General features: G+C 72.4%; 12 protein-coding genes. 8 read left to right on the forward strand and 4 right to left on the reverse strand.

Annotated elements, in window-relative coordinates:
• Nucleotides 1-33: 33 nt before the first annotated feature.
• Together ftsX and ftsE are read right to left on the reverse strand one after the other, a co-directional pair.
• Entirely contained in the window at nt 34-990 is a 957-nt protein-coding gene (gene ftsX, locus L615_RS02470; protein WP_145724004.1) for a permease-like cell division protein FtsX, read from the reverse strand.
• Between the two features lie 3 nt (nt 991-993).
• The gene (gene ftsE, locus L615_RS02475) at nt 994-1692 is read right to left on the reverse strand and encodes a cell division ATP-binding protein FtsE (protein WP_145724005.1); all 699 of its coding nucleotides are present in this window, start codon (nt 1690-1692) and stop codon (nt 994-996) included.
• 91 nt (nt 1693-1783) lie between these two features.
• On the opposite strand from ftsE, the gene L615_RS02480 reads away from it, so the two are divergent.
• From L615_RS02480 to L615_RS02490, 3 genes are all read left to right on the forward strand, one after another.
• Nucleotides 1784-2407, forward strand: coding sequence for a hypothetical protein (locus L615_RS02480; protein ID WP_145724006.1), 624 nt, complete (start codon nt 1784-1786; stop codon nt 2405-2407).
• 90 nt (nt 2408-2497) lie between these two features.
• Complete coding sequence (locus L615_RS02485) at nt 2498-4270, forward strand: fibronectin type III domain-containing protein (protein WP_145724007.1); 1773 nt, start codon at nt 2498-2500, stop codon at nt 4268-4270.
• Between the two features lie 50 nt (nt 4271-4320).
• Nucleotides 4321-4512 carry a hypothetical protein gene (locus L615_RS02490; RefSeq protein WP_145724008.1) on the forward strand — a complete coding sequence of 64 codons (192 nt, stop codon included), beginning with the start codon at nt 4321-4323 and terminating at the stop codon, nt 4510-4512.
• A 3-nt stretch (nt 4513-4515) separates the two neighbouring features.
• On the opposite strand, the gene prfB is transcribed toward L615_RS02490, so the two are convergent.
• Nucleotides 4516-5634: a peptide chain release factor 2 gene (gene prfB, locus L615_RS02495; RefSeq protein ID WP_145724009.1), complete on the reverse strand. Its 1119-nt coding sequence runs from the start codon at nt 5632-5634 to the stop codon at nt 4516-4518.
• A gap of 202 nt (nt 5635-5836) precedes the next feature.
• On the opposite strand from prfB, the gene L615_RS02500 reads away from it, so the two are divergent.
• The 5 genes from L615_RS02500 to L615_RS02515 all read left to right on the forward strand — a co-directional run bounded on the left by L615_RS02500 (nt 5837) and on the right by L615_RS02515 (nt 15588).
• Nucleotides 5837-9706 carry an Ig-like domain repeat protein gene (locus tag L615_RS02500; protein ID WP_145724010.1) on the forward strand — a complete coding sequence of 1290 codons (3870 nt, stop codon included), beginning with the start codon at nt 5837-5839 and terminating at the stop codon, nt 9704-9706.
• Nucleotides 9707-9732: 26 nt separating this feature from the next.
• On the forward strand, nt 9733-13122 hold the full coding sequence (locus tag L615_RS02505) for an Ig-like domain-containing protein (RefSeq protein ID WP_186449689.1): 3390 nt from the start codon (nt 9733-9735) through the stop codon (nt 13120-13122).
• Between the two features lie 85 nt (nt 13123-13207).
• A complete protein-coding gene (locus tag L615_RS23025; RefSeq protein WP_157514987.1) occupies nt 13208-13384 on the forward strand; it encodes a hypothetical protein in 177 nt (58 codons plus the stop codon).
• Entirely contained in the window at nt 13357-14559 is a 1203-nt protein-coding gene (locus tag L615_RS02510) for an Ig-like domain repeat protein (RefSeq protein WP_145724012.1), read from the forward strand. The genes L615_RS23025 and L615_RS02510 overlap by 28 nt, the downstream gene beginning before the upstream one ends.
• Before the next feature lie 54 nt (nt 14560-14613).
• Entirely contained in the window at nt 14614-15588 is a 975-nt protein-coding gene (locus L615_RS02515) for a YihY/virulence factor BrkB family protein (RefSeq protein ID WP_145724013.1), read from the forward strand.
• A gap of 8 nt (nt 15589-15596) precedes the next feature.
• On the opposite strand, the gene L615_RS02520 is transcribed toward L615_RS02515, so the two are convergent.
• On the reverse strand, nt 15597-16943 hold the full coding sequence (locus L615_RS02520; RefSeq protein WP_145724014.1) for an HNH endonuclease signature motif containing protein: 1347 nt from the start codon (nt 16941-16943) through the stop codon (nt 15597-15599).
• Nucleotides 16944-16972 lie beyond the last annotated feature (29 nt).

The following is a 16972-nucleotide window of genomic DNA, read 5'->3' on the forward strand; positions in this document are numbered from 1 at the left end:
GAAGAGAACAGCCTCGACGTTAACTTCCGGCGATCAGACTTTGACGTATTTGCGCGTCAGCAGGAGTGTCGGGATCAGCGTCAGCGCCGGGCCGAGGATCACGATGCCGGGCGGGAAGGTGCCGATCAGCGCCTGGGCGTAGTCGTTCCAGTCCACCCAGGGCAGGAAGGTGACCCGCTCGGCCATCCCCTGCTCGACGCCCCACCACTGGAAGGCGGCGAGCGCCCCCGCGGCGAGGCCGACGCCGATGACTGCGGTGACCAGCGCCTCGAGGAGGAACGGCAGGGCGATGTAGAGGGTAGAGGCGCCGACCAGGCGCATGATGCCGATCTCGCGCCGTCGGGCGAGCGCGGCGAGCCGGATCGTGTTGGCGACTTGGAGCAGCGCGGCGAGCAGCAGCACCCCGGAGCCGATCCACGAGCCGTACTTCAGGACCGTCATGATCCCGAAGATCTGGTTCATCACCTCGCGCTGGTCGATGATGCTCGCGACGCCGTCGAGGCCCTCGACGGCGCTGATGATGCCGTCGGCCTCGTCGGGGGTCTTGAGGGTCACCCAGTACGCCGCCGGCCACTTCTCGACCGTGACGACGGCTCCCTCGCCCTCGAACAGGTAGCCGCGGTCCTTGCGCTTGTTCTGCTCGTAGGCGCGGTCGAAGCTCTCCTGCTTCGTCTCGAACTCGAAGGACTCGACCTCGGGGCTGGCCTCGAGCTCCTCCTCGACCCGGTCGCGCTGGGCGTCGGTGATCTCGCCGCTGGCGCAATTCTCGAGGCCGCGGCGCAGGGACGGGTCGTCCTCGGTGCAGAGGTTGATCCGGATCTGGAGCTCGTTGCCGAGCTCGTCGACGGTCTTGGTGGCCTCGCGCTGGACGAGGATGCCCACGCCGGCGAGGGTCAGCGACACGAAGAGCGTGACGATGACGGCCAGGTGCATGGACAGGTTGCGCCGCAGGCCGGTGCGGAGCTCGCTGAAGACATGGCGCAGCTGCACGGATCAGCCCTCCTCGTGCTGGAAGCCGTAGCCCCCGGCAGCCTCGTCGCGGACGACCTTGCCGTGCTCCAGCTCGATCACCCGCTTGGTGAACTGGTCGACGATGCCGTGGTCGTGGGTGGCCATCACGACCGTCGTACCGGCGGCGTTGATGTCGCCGAGCAGGTTCATGATCCCGACCGACGTCGCCGGGTCCAGGTTGCCGGTCGGCTCGTCGGCGATGAGGATCATCGGCTGGTTGACGTAGGCGCGGGCGACGGCCACGCGCTGCTGCTCACCACCGGACAGCTCGTCGGGCATGCGGTCGGCCTTGTCCTTGAGGCCGACCAGCTCGAGGGTCGCGGGGACCGCCTTGCTGATCTCCTTGTGCGACTTGCCGATCACCTGCTGGGCGAACGCCACGTTCTCCGCGACGGTCTTGTTCGGGAGCAGGCGGAAGTCCTGGAAGACGGTGCCGATCTGGCGGCGCAGCCGGGGCACCTTCCACCCGGCCATCCGGTTGATCTCCTTGCCGGCGACGTAGACGCGCCCGGTCGTCGGGCGCAGCTCGCGCAGGACCAGCCGCAGGGCGGTCGACTTGCCCGAGCCCGACTGGCCGACGAGGTAGACGAACTCCCCCTTGTCGATGTCGAGGGTGACCTGGTCGAGCGCCGGCCGGCCCGGACCGGGGTAGCGTTTGGTGACCTTCTCGAAGCGAATCACTGGCAAGACGGTACGCGACGCGACCGCGGCCGCCGCGCACCCCTGACGTCCGGTGCGTCACACGTGGAGGGGTCCTCTAGGGTGGATCGACGTGTCGACCGTCGTTCGCGCGCTGGGTCTCTCCGCGCTCCTGACCCTGGTGCCGGTCGGCATCGGGGTGGGCGTGGCGGACGACCGTACGCCGGAGCCGGAGGTGCCCGTCTACCGCGCGACCGACCTCGCCGACTTCGACACCACGACCACGGTCGTCCAGCGGGCGCCGTTCTGCGAGCTGGTGGACCCGGAGGCGGTCACCGAGGCCATCGACGACGAGGGCGAGCTCACCGACTACGCCAACGGCGAGGAGGCCGAAGCGCTGCCCGGCGGTGACGTCTCCCACGAGTACGGCTGCGTGTGGAGCACGAGCGTGGCGGAGGCACGGGCGTGGGTGTTCGCTCCCCCGGTGACCCCCCAGCGGGCGCGGGAGCTCGTGCGCACCGCCGCCCCGCGCGGCTGCACCGTGCGCGACGGCGCCCCCGCCTTCGGCACGCCCTCGGTGTCGACGACCTGCACCCGGGGCCAGCAGCGCACGGTGTCGTGGCGCGGCCTGTTCGGCGATGCGTGGCTGACCTGCACCCTCACCCAGGGCGTCGGCGCCCCCGAGGCGGCCCAGGTCGAGCGCACCGGCCGCTGGTGCGTGGCGGTCGCGCGGGCGGCGTCGGCCACGCCTTCCTGAGCCTCGTCCGGGCCCGGCCCGAGACGTCCGTCAAGGATCGGGACCCTGTCCCGCATCAGGTGCGCCCCCGCCCTGCCCGATCAGGGGGACATGCTGCGATCCACGGTTCTCGGCACGACCCTCCTGGCGCTGGCGCTCACCGGCGCCACGGTGCCGGCCGCAGCCACGGAGGAGCCCGGGCACCCCGACGGGGTGGAGCTCGGGGTGGAGCACGGGGTCGACCACGGGGTGGTGACCGCGGCCGACGGCTCGACCTACGCCGTCGACGAGTGGGGACCGCCACCGGCCGAGCCGCCGGCGGAGGACCGCGTGGAGGCCGCGCTGGCCTCCACGCTGACGGCGTCTGCGACGACGGACGTCTTCAGGCTGCACAGCAAGCCCGGCTCGAACCGGACCATCTACCTCGACTTCAAGGGCGGCCTCCTGCTGGCGGGCAACTCCTGGCTCCTGCAGGGCCTGACCACGCTGCTCTACCCCGGCTGGTCGCTGGACTCCTCCCCGGCGTTCTCCGACGCCGAGCGCGCGGTGATCCTCGAGGTGTGGGCCCGGATGGCCGAGGACTTCGCCCCCTTCGACATCGACGTCACGACCGAGGAGCCCCCGCTGGGCGCCCTGTGGCGCGCCACCTCCAGCGACCAGACCTACGGCACCCGGGTCGCCTTCTCCTCCGGCACCGCGATCCAGGACGCCCTGTGCCGCGCCCGCTGCGGCGGGGTCGCGTGGATCGGCACCTTCGACTCCATCCTCACCAAGGGCGAGACCCGCAGCCCGGCCTGGGTGTTCCCGTCCTCGCTGGGCAACCGCGCCAAGTCGATGGCCGAGGCAGGCAGCCACGAGGCCGGCCACACCCTCGGCCTGGCCCACGACGGCACCGCGACGAGCGGCTACTACGCCGGCACCACGCTGTGGGGACCGCTGATGGGCAGCCCGTACTCCTCCAGCGTCACCCAGTGGTCGAAGGGCGACTACCCCGGCGCCAACAACCGCGAGGACGACATCCAGGTCGCGATCTCCAACGGCGCGCCGCTGCGTGCCGACGAGGCCGGCAGCACGGTGGCGACGGCAGTGCCGCTGTCGTCGCTTCCCGGCGGGCGCGGGATCATCGGCACCCGCACCGACGAGGACTGGCTGCAGGTCACCGACTGCTCCGGCGCGGTCACGGTCCACGCCGAGCCGGCCGCGGTCGGCGCCAACCTCGACATCGGCCTGGAGCTGCGCGACGCGGCCGGCGCCCTGGTGGCCAGCGCCGCGACCGCCACCAGCCGCACGTCGGCGGGCCTGGAGGGCATGGACGCCAGGCTCTCGCGCACGGTCTCCGGCGGCACCTTCCACGTCGTGGTGAAGGGCATCGGCTCCGGCCTGAACAGCCCCGCCTCCTGGCCCGTCAACGGGTACGACGACTTCGGCAGCCTCGGCGCCTACACGGTCTCCGTCACCGGCTGCTCGGTCGGCGAGCCCGGCACCGGCACCCCCGACACCGGCACCCCCGGTGGCGAGCCGGTCACCGAGGAGCCCGTGGTGAGCCCGCCCCCGGTGACCGCGACGCCGAAGAAGACCCGTCCCGGGGCCCCGAAGCGGCCCGGGGCGGTCCCCGGGGCACGCGGCGGTCGTCGTACCGTCACGGCGAGCTGGGCGCGGCCGGCGACCGGCGGCGCGCCGATCACCCGCTACCAGGTCCGGGCCTTCCGCCTCGCCACCACCGGCCGGGTCGTCGCCCGCACCGCACCGAGGGCGGTCTCCTCGACGGTCCGCAAGGCCTCCCTGCGGCTGCCGAAGGGCCGCTGGGTGGTGCGGGTGCGCGCCCGCAACGCCGTTGGCTGGGGCCCCTGGAGCGTGGCCTCCGCCCGCGTCACGCCGCGCTGATCTCCCGCGCAGGGCTTTTCAGATCAAAGTCGATCGAGTTGACTGCCTTTGTGCATCAGAGGCTGGACGAACGGCACCACGCCCCGCAGGGGTCGCTGGTCCCGCGCTGGACGTGGCGCGGCGTCGGCGCGGCGACGGCCCTCGGGCTGCTGCTGACCGGGGAGGCCGTGGGTGCGCTGAGCGCGGTCGTCGCGTTCGCCGCGGCCGAGGTGGTCTTCGACGCGGCTGACGTGGAGCGCTGAGGCTCAGTTGTCGCTGGCGGAGTCGGCGCCGCGGCGCCAGCGGATGCCGGCCTCGAGGAAGCCGTCGATCTCGCCGTCGAAGACGGGCTGCGGGTTGCCGGTCTCGTAGCCGGTGCGCAGGTCCTTGACGATCTGGTAGGGGTTCAGCACGTAGTTGCGCATCTGGTCGCCCCAGCTCGCGGCGACGTCGCCCTTGAGGTCCTTCTTCAGCGCCGCCTCCTCCGCCTTCTTCTTGGCGAGGAGCTTGGCCTTGAGGACGATCATCGCGGCCGCCTTGTTCTGCAGCTGCGACTTCTCGTTCTGGCAGGACACCACGATGCCGGTCGGGATGTGGGTCAGCCGGACCGCGGAGTCGGTGGTGTTGACCGACTGGCCGCCGGGGCCGCCGGAGCGGAAGACGTCGACGCGGACCTCGTTCTCGTCGACCTCGATCTCGTCGGTCTGCTCGAGCTGCGGCACGACCTCGACCGCGGCGAAGGAGGTCTGGCGCCGGCCCTGGTTGTCGAACGGGCTGATCCGGACCAGTCGGTGCGTGCCGACCTCGACCGAGAGGGTGCCGTAGGCGTAGGGCGCGTGGATGGCGAACTCGGCCGACTTGATGCCGGCCTCCTCCGCGTAGGAGACGTCGTAGACCTCGACGGGGTACTTGTTGCGCTCGGCCCAGCGGGTGTACATCCGCATCAGCATCTCGGCGAAGTCGGCGGCGTCGACCCCGCCCGCACCGGCGCGGATGGTCACGATGGCCTCGCGCTCGTCGTACTCGCCGGAGAGCAGGGTGCGCACCTCGAGGCCCTCGACGGCCTTCTTGATCCGGCCCAGCTCGGCGTCGGCCTCGGCGAGGGTGTCGGCGTCCGCCTCCTCGGCGGCGAGCTCGGCGAGGACGCCGAGGTCGTCGATGCGCTGCTGCAGCTCGCGGAAGCGCTCGACCTGGCCCTGCAGGGAGGAGAGCCGCCCGGTCACGCGGGTGGCGTTGGCCTGGTCGTCCCAGAGGTCGGGTGCGGCGACCTGGACGCCGAGGTCCGCGATCTCCTGCTCCATCTTCGGCAGGTCGAGGACCTGCTCGATGGTGTGCATCGTCGCAGTCAGCTGCTTGATCTCGGCGTCGTAGTCGGGTCCAGCCACAAGGTGCAAGGTTACGCACCCGCGGGAGGAGTAGCGAACCCGAGCCGTCCCGGGAGGGTTTGGTGAAAAAACATGAACTTCTTTCAGGAAAGGGGTGTGCGGCCGGTCACAGACCTGCTTGAATCCGGCCACTCCCTCCGCCACACGGACGCCCGTGTCCGTTCCTCTCGGGTGGCACCCCCCACTCACGGGACGGTGACGCATGCTCCCAGCGCCGAACGACAACGCCCTGCCCCCCCTCCTGCCCGGCCGACGCCGGGCGGCCCGCCACTTCCGCCGACGCATGGCCTGGCTCAGCGTCCTCGCGATGGTCGTGGCCACCCTCGTCGGCGCAGGAGCCAGCCCCGCCACGGCCGAGCAGGCCACGGGTGACGAGGTCCCCGCCTGGTCGAACGGGTGGTCGTGGACCTACACGACCGTCTTCAACTACAACGCCGACGGCACGAACGTCTCCATCAACGAGAACGTCACCTACACGGTCGCCGGCGTCGAGAACTTCCAGGGCCAGCCGGCGTACAAGCTCAACCTGAGCGGCACGATCACCGGCGGTGGCGGCTCCGTCGCCGTGGACGGCGTCGGCAACGCGACGCTGTCGAACTTCAGCGGCACCGTGAGCGGCACGCGCTACATGCGCCGCTCCGACCTCGCCCTGCTGAAGGAGACGCAGTCGCAGCAGCTCAACGCCAAGGCCGCCGTCTCCATCATCTCCACGAACATCAGCGCGAACATCTCGCTGTCGATGGACCCGCGCCGCGGCTGGCGCCTCACGCAGTTCCCGACCGAGGCCGGCAACTCGTGGACCAACGACGTGGACGTCGACTACACCGGCGGCTTCAGCTATGACGCCGGTTCGCTCGGCGGCACCGGCTCCTCCGACTTCGCCGGGGCGCTGCGCCTCGACGACCAGACCACTGTCGCGAACGAGAACATCTCCGTGCCGGCCGGGACCGTGAGCACCCGCCGGGCCCGCCAGTCCGGCAGCGGCACTGCCGCCACGACGTGGTTCTCGCCCACCCACCGCGGCATCGCCCGCCTGCTGCTCGAGATCCCGATGGAGGGCGGCTCGCTGACCCTCGACCAGAAGCTGGGCCAGGCCTCCACGCCGACCCCCTCGACCACGCTGACCAGCACGGTCACCCCGTCGATCTCCTGCGCGGGCGGTGACCTCACCGTCACCGGCCGACTCTCCAGCGGCGCTGCCGGCGTCCCGGTGACCGTCGCCCTCGACAAGTCGCCGGTCGCCCCGGGCGCCAGCCAGACCGTCAGCACGACGACCACCAGCAACGGCAACTACTCCGCCACGGTGCAGGCGCCGGCCGAGGCCGACGGCTACCAGCGCACCGGCGTCCGCGGCTCGTGGGGCGTCGTCGTCACCSCCGGTGGCGCGACCAGCGTCGCCACCGTCCTGGTCACCCCGCGCAGCTGCACGGCCCTGACCTACACCGGCGACACGGCCGCCCCGCAGGGCACCACCGCCACCGTCGCGGCGACCCTCGTCGACAAGACCGGCGCCAGCGTCAGCGGCCGGACCGTCAACTTCGCCCTGGCCGGTGGCCAGACCGTCACCGCGACCACCAACGCGTCGGGCGTCGCGCAGACCACCATCGCGGTCAACGGACCGCCGCGGACCGCGAACCTGGTGGTGTCGTACACCGGCAACGCCGGCTCCGAGCCCGCGAGCCAGACCGTGCCGTTCACGGTCGGCGCGATCGCGACCACCACCACGGTCACCGCCGACCCCGCCGTCGTCACCGTCGGGGACCCGGTCCGGTTCCACGCGACCGTCGCCCCGACGCACGGTGCCAACCCGGGCGGCAGCGTCCAGTTCCGCGTCGACGGCTCCGACTTCGGTGCCGCGGTGCCGCTGACCGACGGCGAGGCGACCAGCGCCGCGCTGTCGACGCTCGGCCTGGGCGACCACACCGTCGTCGCGGTCTACAACGGCACCGCCGACCACGCCGGCAGCACCTCCGCCGCCGTCGTCTTCCGGGTCCGTGAGCCGCTGAAGCCGACCTCGACCACCTCGTCGGCCAGCCCGACCACCGCCGTGGCCGGCCAGCCGGTCACCCTCGGTGCCACCGTCACCACCGCGACCGGCACCCCGACCGGCGACGTCGTCTTCACCGTCGACGGCAACGAGGTCGCTCGCGCCGCCGTGGCGGCGGACGGCACGGCGAGCACGACCGTGACCGACCTGCCGGTCGGCAGCAACGCGGTCGTGGCGACCTACGCCGGCGACGACGTCTACGGCCCGAGCTCGGCGGCGCCGCGCACGGTCACCGTGAGCAAGGCCGCCGTCGAGGTCACGCTGAGCGCGACCAGCTCCTCCACCGTGACCGGTGAGGCCATCGGCCTGACCGCGACGGTCGCGGTCCAGGCGCCCGGTGGCGGCAGCCCGGACGGGACCGTCCAGCTGATCGTGGACGGCAACCCGACCGGGGCCCCGGTGGACCTCGTCAACGGCTCGGCGTCCTTCCCGTCGCTGACCAGCCTGTCGGCCGGTGCGCACACCCTCGCGGTGTCCTACTCGGGCAGCGCCCGCTACCTGACCGGCAGCGACCAGCTGTCGCAGCAGGTCGCCAAGGCCGACACCACGACGACGCTGCTCGCCAGCCCCTCGCCGTCGCTGCAGGACCAGGAGGTGCGCCTCACGGCCACCGTCGCGGCGGTCAGCCCGGGCTCCGGCTCGGCGACCGGCACGGTGAACTTCTTCGCCGGCAGCGAGTCGATCGGCTCGGCCCCGCTCGTCGCGGGCGAGGCGGGGAGCACCGCCACGCTCGACGTCTCCGACCTGGCCCCGGGGGTGCACCAGCTCACCGCGCGCTTCGCCGGTGACGGGAACTACGAGGCCAGCGACTCCGACGAGGTCAGCCACACGGTGATCGCGGCGACCGCGGTCGTCACGACCTCGACGACGGTCACCTCGAGCAGCAACCCGTCGACGTACGGCGAGCTGATCACCTTCCGCGCGGAGGTCACGACCGACGGCGACACCGCTCCGGAGGGCGCCGTGCAGTTCTCGGTCGACGGCCACGACTTCGGCGACCCGGTCGAGGTCGGCGCCGACGGCACCGCCGAGAGCGCCACGCTGGCCTCGCCCGACCCGGGCGACCACACCGTGATCGCGGCGTTCGTCCCGGCGCCGGGCTTCACCGGCAGCGGTGACGTGCTGGTGCAGACCGTCGAGGCGGCCGGGGTCGACCTGGCCCTGTCCTCGACCGACGCCGACGCGCAGGTCGGTGACCAGGTCCGCTTCCGCGCCGAGGTCTCCTCGCAGGTGGTCGGCGCGGGTGACCCGACCGGGTTCGTGCAGTTCGCGGTCGACGGCGTGCCGCTCGGCGACGCCGTGGAGATCGAGGACGGCGTGGCGACCAGCCGCGCGGTCAGCGACCTGGCCCCGGGCACGCACACCGTGACGGCGCTCTACTCCGGCGACGTGCACTTCAAGCCCGAGCTCGCCGAGCTCGAGCAGTCGGTCTCCCGGGTGGGCACGACGACGACCCTCACGGTCTCGCCGACCACGCCGACCTACGGCGACCAGGTGCAGCTGACGGCGCAGGTGCAGGCCGCCAACGCCGACCTCGGCACGCCGACCGGCACGGTCACCTTCCTCGCCGGCACCGTCGAGCTGGGCACCGCCCCGGTCGTCGACGGCCAGGCCACGCTGTCCACCTCGGTGCTCGTGGCGGGCAACCACCAGCTGCGCGCCGTGTACGGCGGCCGCGCCGCCCACGACGGCAGCAGCTCGGCCGTCCGGACGGTGACCGTGGCCAAGCGGGCGACGACCCTCACGGCCGACGCCGCGCTGGTCTCGCTGAGCCCGCTGGGCCTGCCGCTCGGCCAGCTCCGCGCGACGGTCAAGGCAGGTGGCGCGCCGCTCGCCGGCGTCCCGGTGGAGTTCAAGGTCGGCAACAAGGTGGTCTGCACGACCGCGACCGCCGAGACCGGCACCGCCACCTGCAACGGCGGCTCCCAGGTGCTCAACCTGGTCCTGAACGGTGGCTACACGGCCACCTTCCTCGGGGACGCCAACCACCTCTCCTCCACGGCGCGCGGCGCCATCCTCAAGTGAGCGCAGTCATGGAGAAAGGAACTCCCATGCGCAGACTGATCGCGGCCCTCGCGGCCGTGGCCCTGACCATCGGGCTGCCCGTCCTGCTGGTGTCGCCCGCCCAGGCGGACATCACCGCCCCGGCGGCCGGCACCATCAAGGGCACCGTCACCTTCAAGGCCAGCGGTGCCACCGACAGCAGCTCGCTGTGCATCAACGGCAGCAGCGCCCAGACCGTGATGACGCTGCGCAACAGCACTGGCGGGCAGGTCTGGACCCAGACCAAGTCCGGCGCCGGGGCGATGGACGTCACCTACGACACCCACAACGTGCCGAATGGGAGCTACACCCTCGAGGTCTCCGAGCGGGACAAGAAGGGCACGATCCTGTGCTCCAACTCCACCAGGAACTCGACCCGCTCCTACACCGTCCAGAACGTCACCCAGCTCGACTACACCGGCGTCCAGACCGGAGCGATCAACACGTCGGTCCAGGTGAGCGCGACGCTGGTGGACCCGAACAAGTCGCCGGAGGGCGTCGCCGGAAAGTCCGTGGTCTTCACGCTCGACGAGGGCAACCCGGACAGCTCCTCGATCACGGTCACCACCAACGCCAACGGCGTCGCCAGCGGGTCCCTCGCCGTCAACGGTGATCCGCGGACTGCCCAGCTGAAGGCGGCCTTCGCGGGCGACACCCACTTCGTCGGCTCGTCGAAGACGGTGACCTTCGAGATCACGAAGAACCCGTCGACCACGACGCTCCTGCAGCCCGCGCAGGTCGTGCACAGCCAGCCGGTGTCGTTCACCGCGCTGGTGGCGCGCGGCAGCGGCAACGGTGCCCCGACGGGCACCGTCCAGTTCACCGTCGACGGGGCGGACCTCGGCTCCCCCGTCCCGGTGAGCGGTGGCCAGGCCACGTCGCCCAGCACCTCGACGCTGAACGCCGGGAACCACACCATCGGCGCGGTCTACAGCGGCGACACCACCCTCGCCGGCAGCTCGGCCGAGACGAAGCAGCTCGTCGTCGCCAAGGCGCCGACCGCGACGGTCCTCACGTCCTCGGGCTCCCCGACGGTGAGCGGCCAGACGGTCACCTTCACCGCGAAGGTCGACGTCGTCGCGCCCGGCGCCGGCACCCCGACCGGTGGCGTGCAGTTCGACATCGACGGCGATCCCTACGGCACCGCCGTGAACCTCGTCGGCGACACCGCGACCCTCGAGGTCTCGGACCTGCTGCCCGGCAACCACGACGTCCAGGCGACCTACAACGGCACCGGCAACTTCGCCAGCAGCACCTCGGCAACCGTGACGCACGGCGTCGAGCTCGCCGACACCTCGGTCACCCTGGCGTCGTCGAACCCGGACGCGGTCGCGGGTGAGCCGCTCACCTTCAGCGCGCAGGTCTCGGTCGTCGCCCCCGGTGCCGGCCAGCCGACGGGCACCGTGCAGTTCGCCGCCGACGGCGAGCCGATCGGCGCCCCGGTCGCGGTCAGCAACGGTGTCGCGGTCTCCCCCGCCACCGGCCTGGACGCGGGTGACCACGTCATCACCGCCAACTACTCCGGCGACAACCGGTTCGCCGGCGGCAGCGCGATGATCGACCAGGAGGTCGAGTCGGCCCGCACCACCACGGCCGTCACCACCTCGCCCAACCCGTCCGTCGTCGGCCAGCCGGTGACCGTCACCGCGACGGTCAGCCCGGTGAGCCCGGCGACCGGGACCCCGGAGGGCGCGATCCGCTTCACGATCGACGGCGCCGTGGTCGGGATCGTGGACCTGGTCGACGGCGAGGCCGAGATCGAGGTCGGCACGCTGGAGCGCGGCAACCACGAGGTGAAGGCGCAGTACCTCAGCGGTGACGCCAACTTCCGACCCAGCACCTCCACCACGGCGACCCACGTCGTCAACAAGGCCGCCACGAAGACGGTCGTCACCAGCTCCTCGCCGGTGTCGGCCTTCGGCCAGCCGGTGACCTTCACCGCCGACGTCTCGGTGCTCGCGCCGGGCGCCGGCTCGCCCACCGGCACGGTGACCTTCACCGACGGTGACGACGTCCTCGGCACCGCCGACATCAGCTCCGCCACCGGCGGCGTGGTCTCGGTGACGGTCGACGACCTGAGCATCGGCCAGCACGCCGTCGTCGCGACGTACGACGGTGACGACTCCTTCACCGGCAGCACCGGCTCGGTCTCGCAGAAAGTCCAGCGGGCCCAGACCGCGACCACGCTGACCTCGTCGGTGAACCCCTCGCAGTCCGGCCAGGGCATCCGCTTCACCGCGACCGTCGCCCCGGTGGCGCCCGGCGCGGGTGAGCCGTCCGGCACCGTCCAGTTCACCGTCAACGGCGCCAACCTGGGCAGCCCGGTGGCGCTCGTGGACGGCGCGGCGACCAGCAACCTGTTCAGCTCGCTCTCGCCCGGCACCTACCGGATCGCCGCCACCTACAGCGGCGACCCGCGCTTCGTCGGGAGCAGCAGCGTGCTCGACCAGGGCAACGGCCAGGAGGTCACGAAGGGCGCCACGTCCATGGAGCTCGTCGCCGACACCCCGGTCGCCGACCACGGCGAGACGGTGACCTTCACCGTCACCGTCGCCGGGGTCGCTCCCGCCAACGGCAAGCCCACGGGTGTCGTCCAGCTGTGGAACGGTGGCACCCTGCTGGGCGCCGCCAGCCTGGCGCCGACCAGCGAGCCGCGGACCAGCACCGCGACCTTCGCGACGGCGGGCCTGGCCCCGGGCTCCCACGAGGTGCGGGCGGTCTACGTCGGCAACTTCAACTTCGAGGGCACCGAGGCCACGACGGTCCAGGCCGTCGGTGTCGCGGAGACCGTCGTCGGGGTCGCCTCCGACGCCAACCCGTCGGTGTACGGCGACACGGTGACCCTCACGGCCACCGTCGCCAACGCCCAGCCGGGCGTGGCTGCACCCACCGGCAACGTCGTCTTCCGCTCCGGCGACGACGTGGTCGGCCAGGCGCAGGTCGTCACCGAGGACGGCACCAGCACGGCGACCCTCGAGGTCGAGGGCCTGACGGCCGGCTCGCACGACATCACCGCGACGTACTCGGGCGACGTGGCCCACGCCGGCGACACCTCGCCGGTGCTGGTGCAGGTCGTCGAGCGGGCCCAGCCGACGCTGGTCGCGCACGACATCGCGGACCCGGTCGTCGACAACTACTCGCGGGTCGAGGCGACGCTGACCGGGCTCGGCGGTGAGCCGCTCGCCGGGCAGGCCCTGGTGTTCACCACCGGTCCGGTCCTCAACGGCGGCGTCACCTCGGTGTGCACGGCGGTCACCAACGCCGACGGGTACGCCAAGTGCGACGTGCCGCTGCGCTGGGGTGCCCTGATCATGCAGGGCTTCCAGGTCGCGTTCGCCGGCAACGACAGCTACGCCCCGGCGGTGGCCGAGGCTCCGTACTACGACCCGAACGACTGACGACCATCCCCATCCCCCACGGATCGCGGGCCCCGGCCACCGCCGGGGCCCGCGGCCCGTTTTCCACCCGCGGCAGGAGAACCCGATGACGACCACGACCCACCCCGCGCGACGCCTGCTCCCCGTCCTCCTCGCCCTGCCGCTCGCGCTCGTCGGCGCCCTGCCGGCCGTGCCGTCGCACGCCGACGACGGCGCAGCGCTCGCGACCGCCACCGTCGCCGGGTCGCACCACAGGTGGCGTACGGCGAGCGCACCCCGCTGAAGGTGTGGGTCGTCGCCGAACAGGGCTCCCCCGACGGCACCGTGGCGCTCACGGTCGACGGCGAGCCCTCCGGCACCCTCCAGGTCGCCCCCGAGACGCCCGGCGGCCGCATCGCCCGCGGCGAGGCCGACCTGCCGGTACTCGAGGTCGGCGACCACACCGTCCGCGCCGACTACCTCGGCACCGGGTCGACGGCGGCCTCGTCGTCGTCGACGACCGTCGAGGTGCTGAAGGCTCCCGTCTCCGTCCACGTGACCTCGCCCCGACCGAGCCCCGCCGGGACGCCGAGCACCGTCTCCGCGACCGTCACCCCGGACGTCGTGGCCCCGGTGGCCGGGGCGGCACGCCCGAGCGGCACGGTCACCTTCGAGGTCGACGACTACTACGAGGGCGTCACCGTCACGGCGCAGGTCGGGCCGGACGGCACCGCTTCCGCCGTGGTCCCCGGCTTCACCGGCAACGCGACGCGGGACGTGCTGGCGACGTACTCCGGCGACGCCCGCCACGAGCCCGGTCACGGCTCCGGCACCCACGAGTCGCTGCGGACCGCCACCACGGTCGAGGTGCTCTCCGGCAGCTGGAACATCTACGGCCAGATGCTGCCGATCCGTGTCCAGGTCCGGTCCGCGGAGCCGAGCCCCGAGGCGCCGACCGGGGACGTGAGCATCCGGCTCGACGGCCGCACGCTCGGCACCGTGCCGCTCTCCCCCAGCACCGGACCCGGTGCCGCGACCACGTCGACGGCGGTGCTCGAGCAGGAGGACGTCCTGGGCGGCTGCGTCGTCCCGGCCGGGAGCTACCGTCGGCTGACCGCCGTCTACCTCGCCGGACCCTTCCACGAGGGGAGCGAGGTCGTCGTCGAGGGCTACGAGGTCTACAAGCAGCCGACCACCCTGACGGCGACCCCGGTGCTCCTGACCCTCGCCCCGCTGGGCCTGCCGAGGGCGCAGCTGACCGCGACGCTCACCGCCTACCGCCAGCCCCTCCCCGGCGAGCCGGTGACCTTCTCGGTCGGCGCGACGACGCTGTGCACCGCGACCACCGACGCCGACGGCGTCGCGACCTGCGACGGGTCCAAGCACCTGCTGCTGACCCTCGGGCTGGGCTACGTCGCCACGCACGCCGGCGACCGCAACCGCAACCCGAGCTCGGCGCGCGGCAACCTGGTCGGCTAGCTGGGTCGGGTAGCTGGGTCGGGTAGCCCGCGGGGAGCCGGGTACCGCGCGGTCATGGCCACCCAGACCGCTCCCCACCGCGTCCCTGGCTCGCACGCCGAGAAGCCGACCGAGATCCCGCGCAAGGGCTGGTTCCAGGTCGTCAGACGGGCGTGGGCGGAGACGAAGAAGGACCAGGTCCCGCTGCTCGCGGCGGGCGTCGCCTTCTACTCGTTCCTCGCGCTCTTCCCGGCGATGATCGCCGCCGTCATGCTCTACGGGCTCGTGCGCGACCCCGACGACGTGCGGAAGCAGATCGACGAGCTGTCCGCGACGCTCCCCTCCGACGCCGCGAGCCTGCTGACCGGCCAGCTGGAGGCGCTCACGTCGACGTCGAGCAGCTCGCTCGGCCTCGGCCTGATCATCAGCCTGGTGCTCGCGCTGTGGAGCGCGTCCGGCGGTGTCGGCAACGTGATGACCGCGGTGAACTTCGCCTACGACGAGGAGGAGACCCGCGGCTTCGTCAAGCGCAAGCTGCTGGCCCTCGGCCTCACCCTCGGTGCGATTGTCTTCGTCGTCGTCGCCATCGCGATGATCGCCGTCGCCCCCGCCGTGCTCGACAACGTCGTCGAGGGCGGCCCGCTTCGCTGGGGCCTCGAGGCCGCCCGCTGGGTCGGCCTCCTGCTCGCTATGTCCGCCGCCCTCGGCGTCCTCTACAAGGTCGCCCCCGACCGCGACGCACCGAAGTTCCGCTGGGTGTCGATCGGTTCCATCGTCGCCMCCCTGCTGTGGCTGGCCGCGAGCCTGGGCTTCTCGCTCTACGTCGACAACTTCGGCTCCTACAACAAGACCTACGGCGCGCTCGCCGGCGTCGTCGTCCTCCTGCTGTGGCTCTGGCTGACGATGTACCTCGTCCTCCTCGGCGCCGAGGTCAACGCCGAGGCCGAGCAGCAGACCTCCGAGGACACCACCGTCGGCCCCGAGATGCCGATGGGCCAGCGGGGCGCGGTGAAGGCGGACAGCATGCCGGGTGACCCGAAGGAGGAGTGAGCTCCTCGTCAAGCGGTGTCGTCGGGCGGGTGGTCGTCGGGGTCGGGGCGTCTCGGTGGGTCGAGCGCCCTCGTCCCCCGCGGCCCGACGTGGAAGTGCCGGCCGTGCGGCGAGAGCCATAGGTAGTGGCCGGGCTGCACGGTGACGTAGCGCCAGAGGCTGAAGGTCTTCGCCCGGTGGTGGCGCCGGCAGAGCGGCACCCGGTTGCACGGGCAGGTCGGTCCGCCGCGATCGTGCTCGATCGCGTGGTCGAGGTCGCAGCGCGTCGACCGCCGGGTGCAGCCGGGGAAACGGCAGGTGTGGTCGCGCAACTGGACGCGCTGCCGGTGGCGGTCGGGGATGTGTAGGAGTCCACCGGCACGCAGTAGGCCAGGTCGACCACCGGCCGGACGACCACGGTGGTGCGCGGCGCCTGCAGCCACTCCCTGACCTGCGTTGCGAGGACGGGCGTGCCGACCTCCTCGCAGCGGGCGAGCCGGGTTGTCCCCGGTGAGGGTGGAGTCGGTGACGTGGACGTCGAGGATCACGCGCCGACCGGGTGCGGTGGCGACGACCTCTCCGGTGCCGGGATCGGCGAACAACAGGTCGAGAGACAGGTCCTGCCGGGCCAGCTCGGCCGCTGCTCGTGCTCGCCGGACGTCGAGGGAGAAGTCGTCGCCGAGCCGCCTCAGCAGGGTGGCGCGGCGGGTGATCGCCTCTTTGAGGTCGTGGCCGTCTGCTGCGTCCATTCGCCCGCTGACGTGCACGTGCCCGGTCTCGTCGATGTCGCCAACGTCGAAATGCCGGTGGTCGGTTGCCTCCTGCCGCTCGGCCTCGGCCCGCTCGGGGTCGAACCGCAGCACCGCTTCGGCGACCAGCCGCTCGAGCTGTGCCCACCCGACGCCGCCGACGGCCGCGTCGAGCTGGCGGTCGACGTACTCAGCCGCCTCCTCGGACAGTGACCGGGTCAGGTCGGCGATCCGCTGCGCCCGCCACGTCTCGACCTCCCCGGCCAGCACCGCCGCGTGCAGCCGCGGGAGCCGCCAGGTGCACTCGATGACCTGCCCGACGTAGTTGCGCCCGCCGTCGGGCGAGCGGCCCAGCGTGGCGATGAGCTCCATCAGCGCGAACTCGCTCACCAGCGGCGCGCCGGGACCGGCGATCGGGACACCGGTGTCGAGCCAGCCGTCCCGCAGCGTGGCCGCACCCTCCTCGGTGTCGAGCACGTGGTGGTCGGCCCAGGCCGAGATGATCAACCACTCCCGCACCTGCGACGCCTGCCGCGCCCGGACCTCAGCCCTCGCGTCGGCCAGCAGCTCGACGACCGAGCGGCCGTCGTACTGCCCCACCGAGGGAGCGCTGGTCCCGAGATCCATGACTGGATCCTTCCATCGACCACCGACAC

This window comes from Nocardioides sp. J9, assembly GCF_007829375.1.
Lineage (GTDB): Bacteria > Actinomycetota > Actinomycetes > Propionibacteriales > Nocardioidaceae > Nocardioides.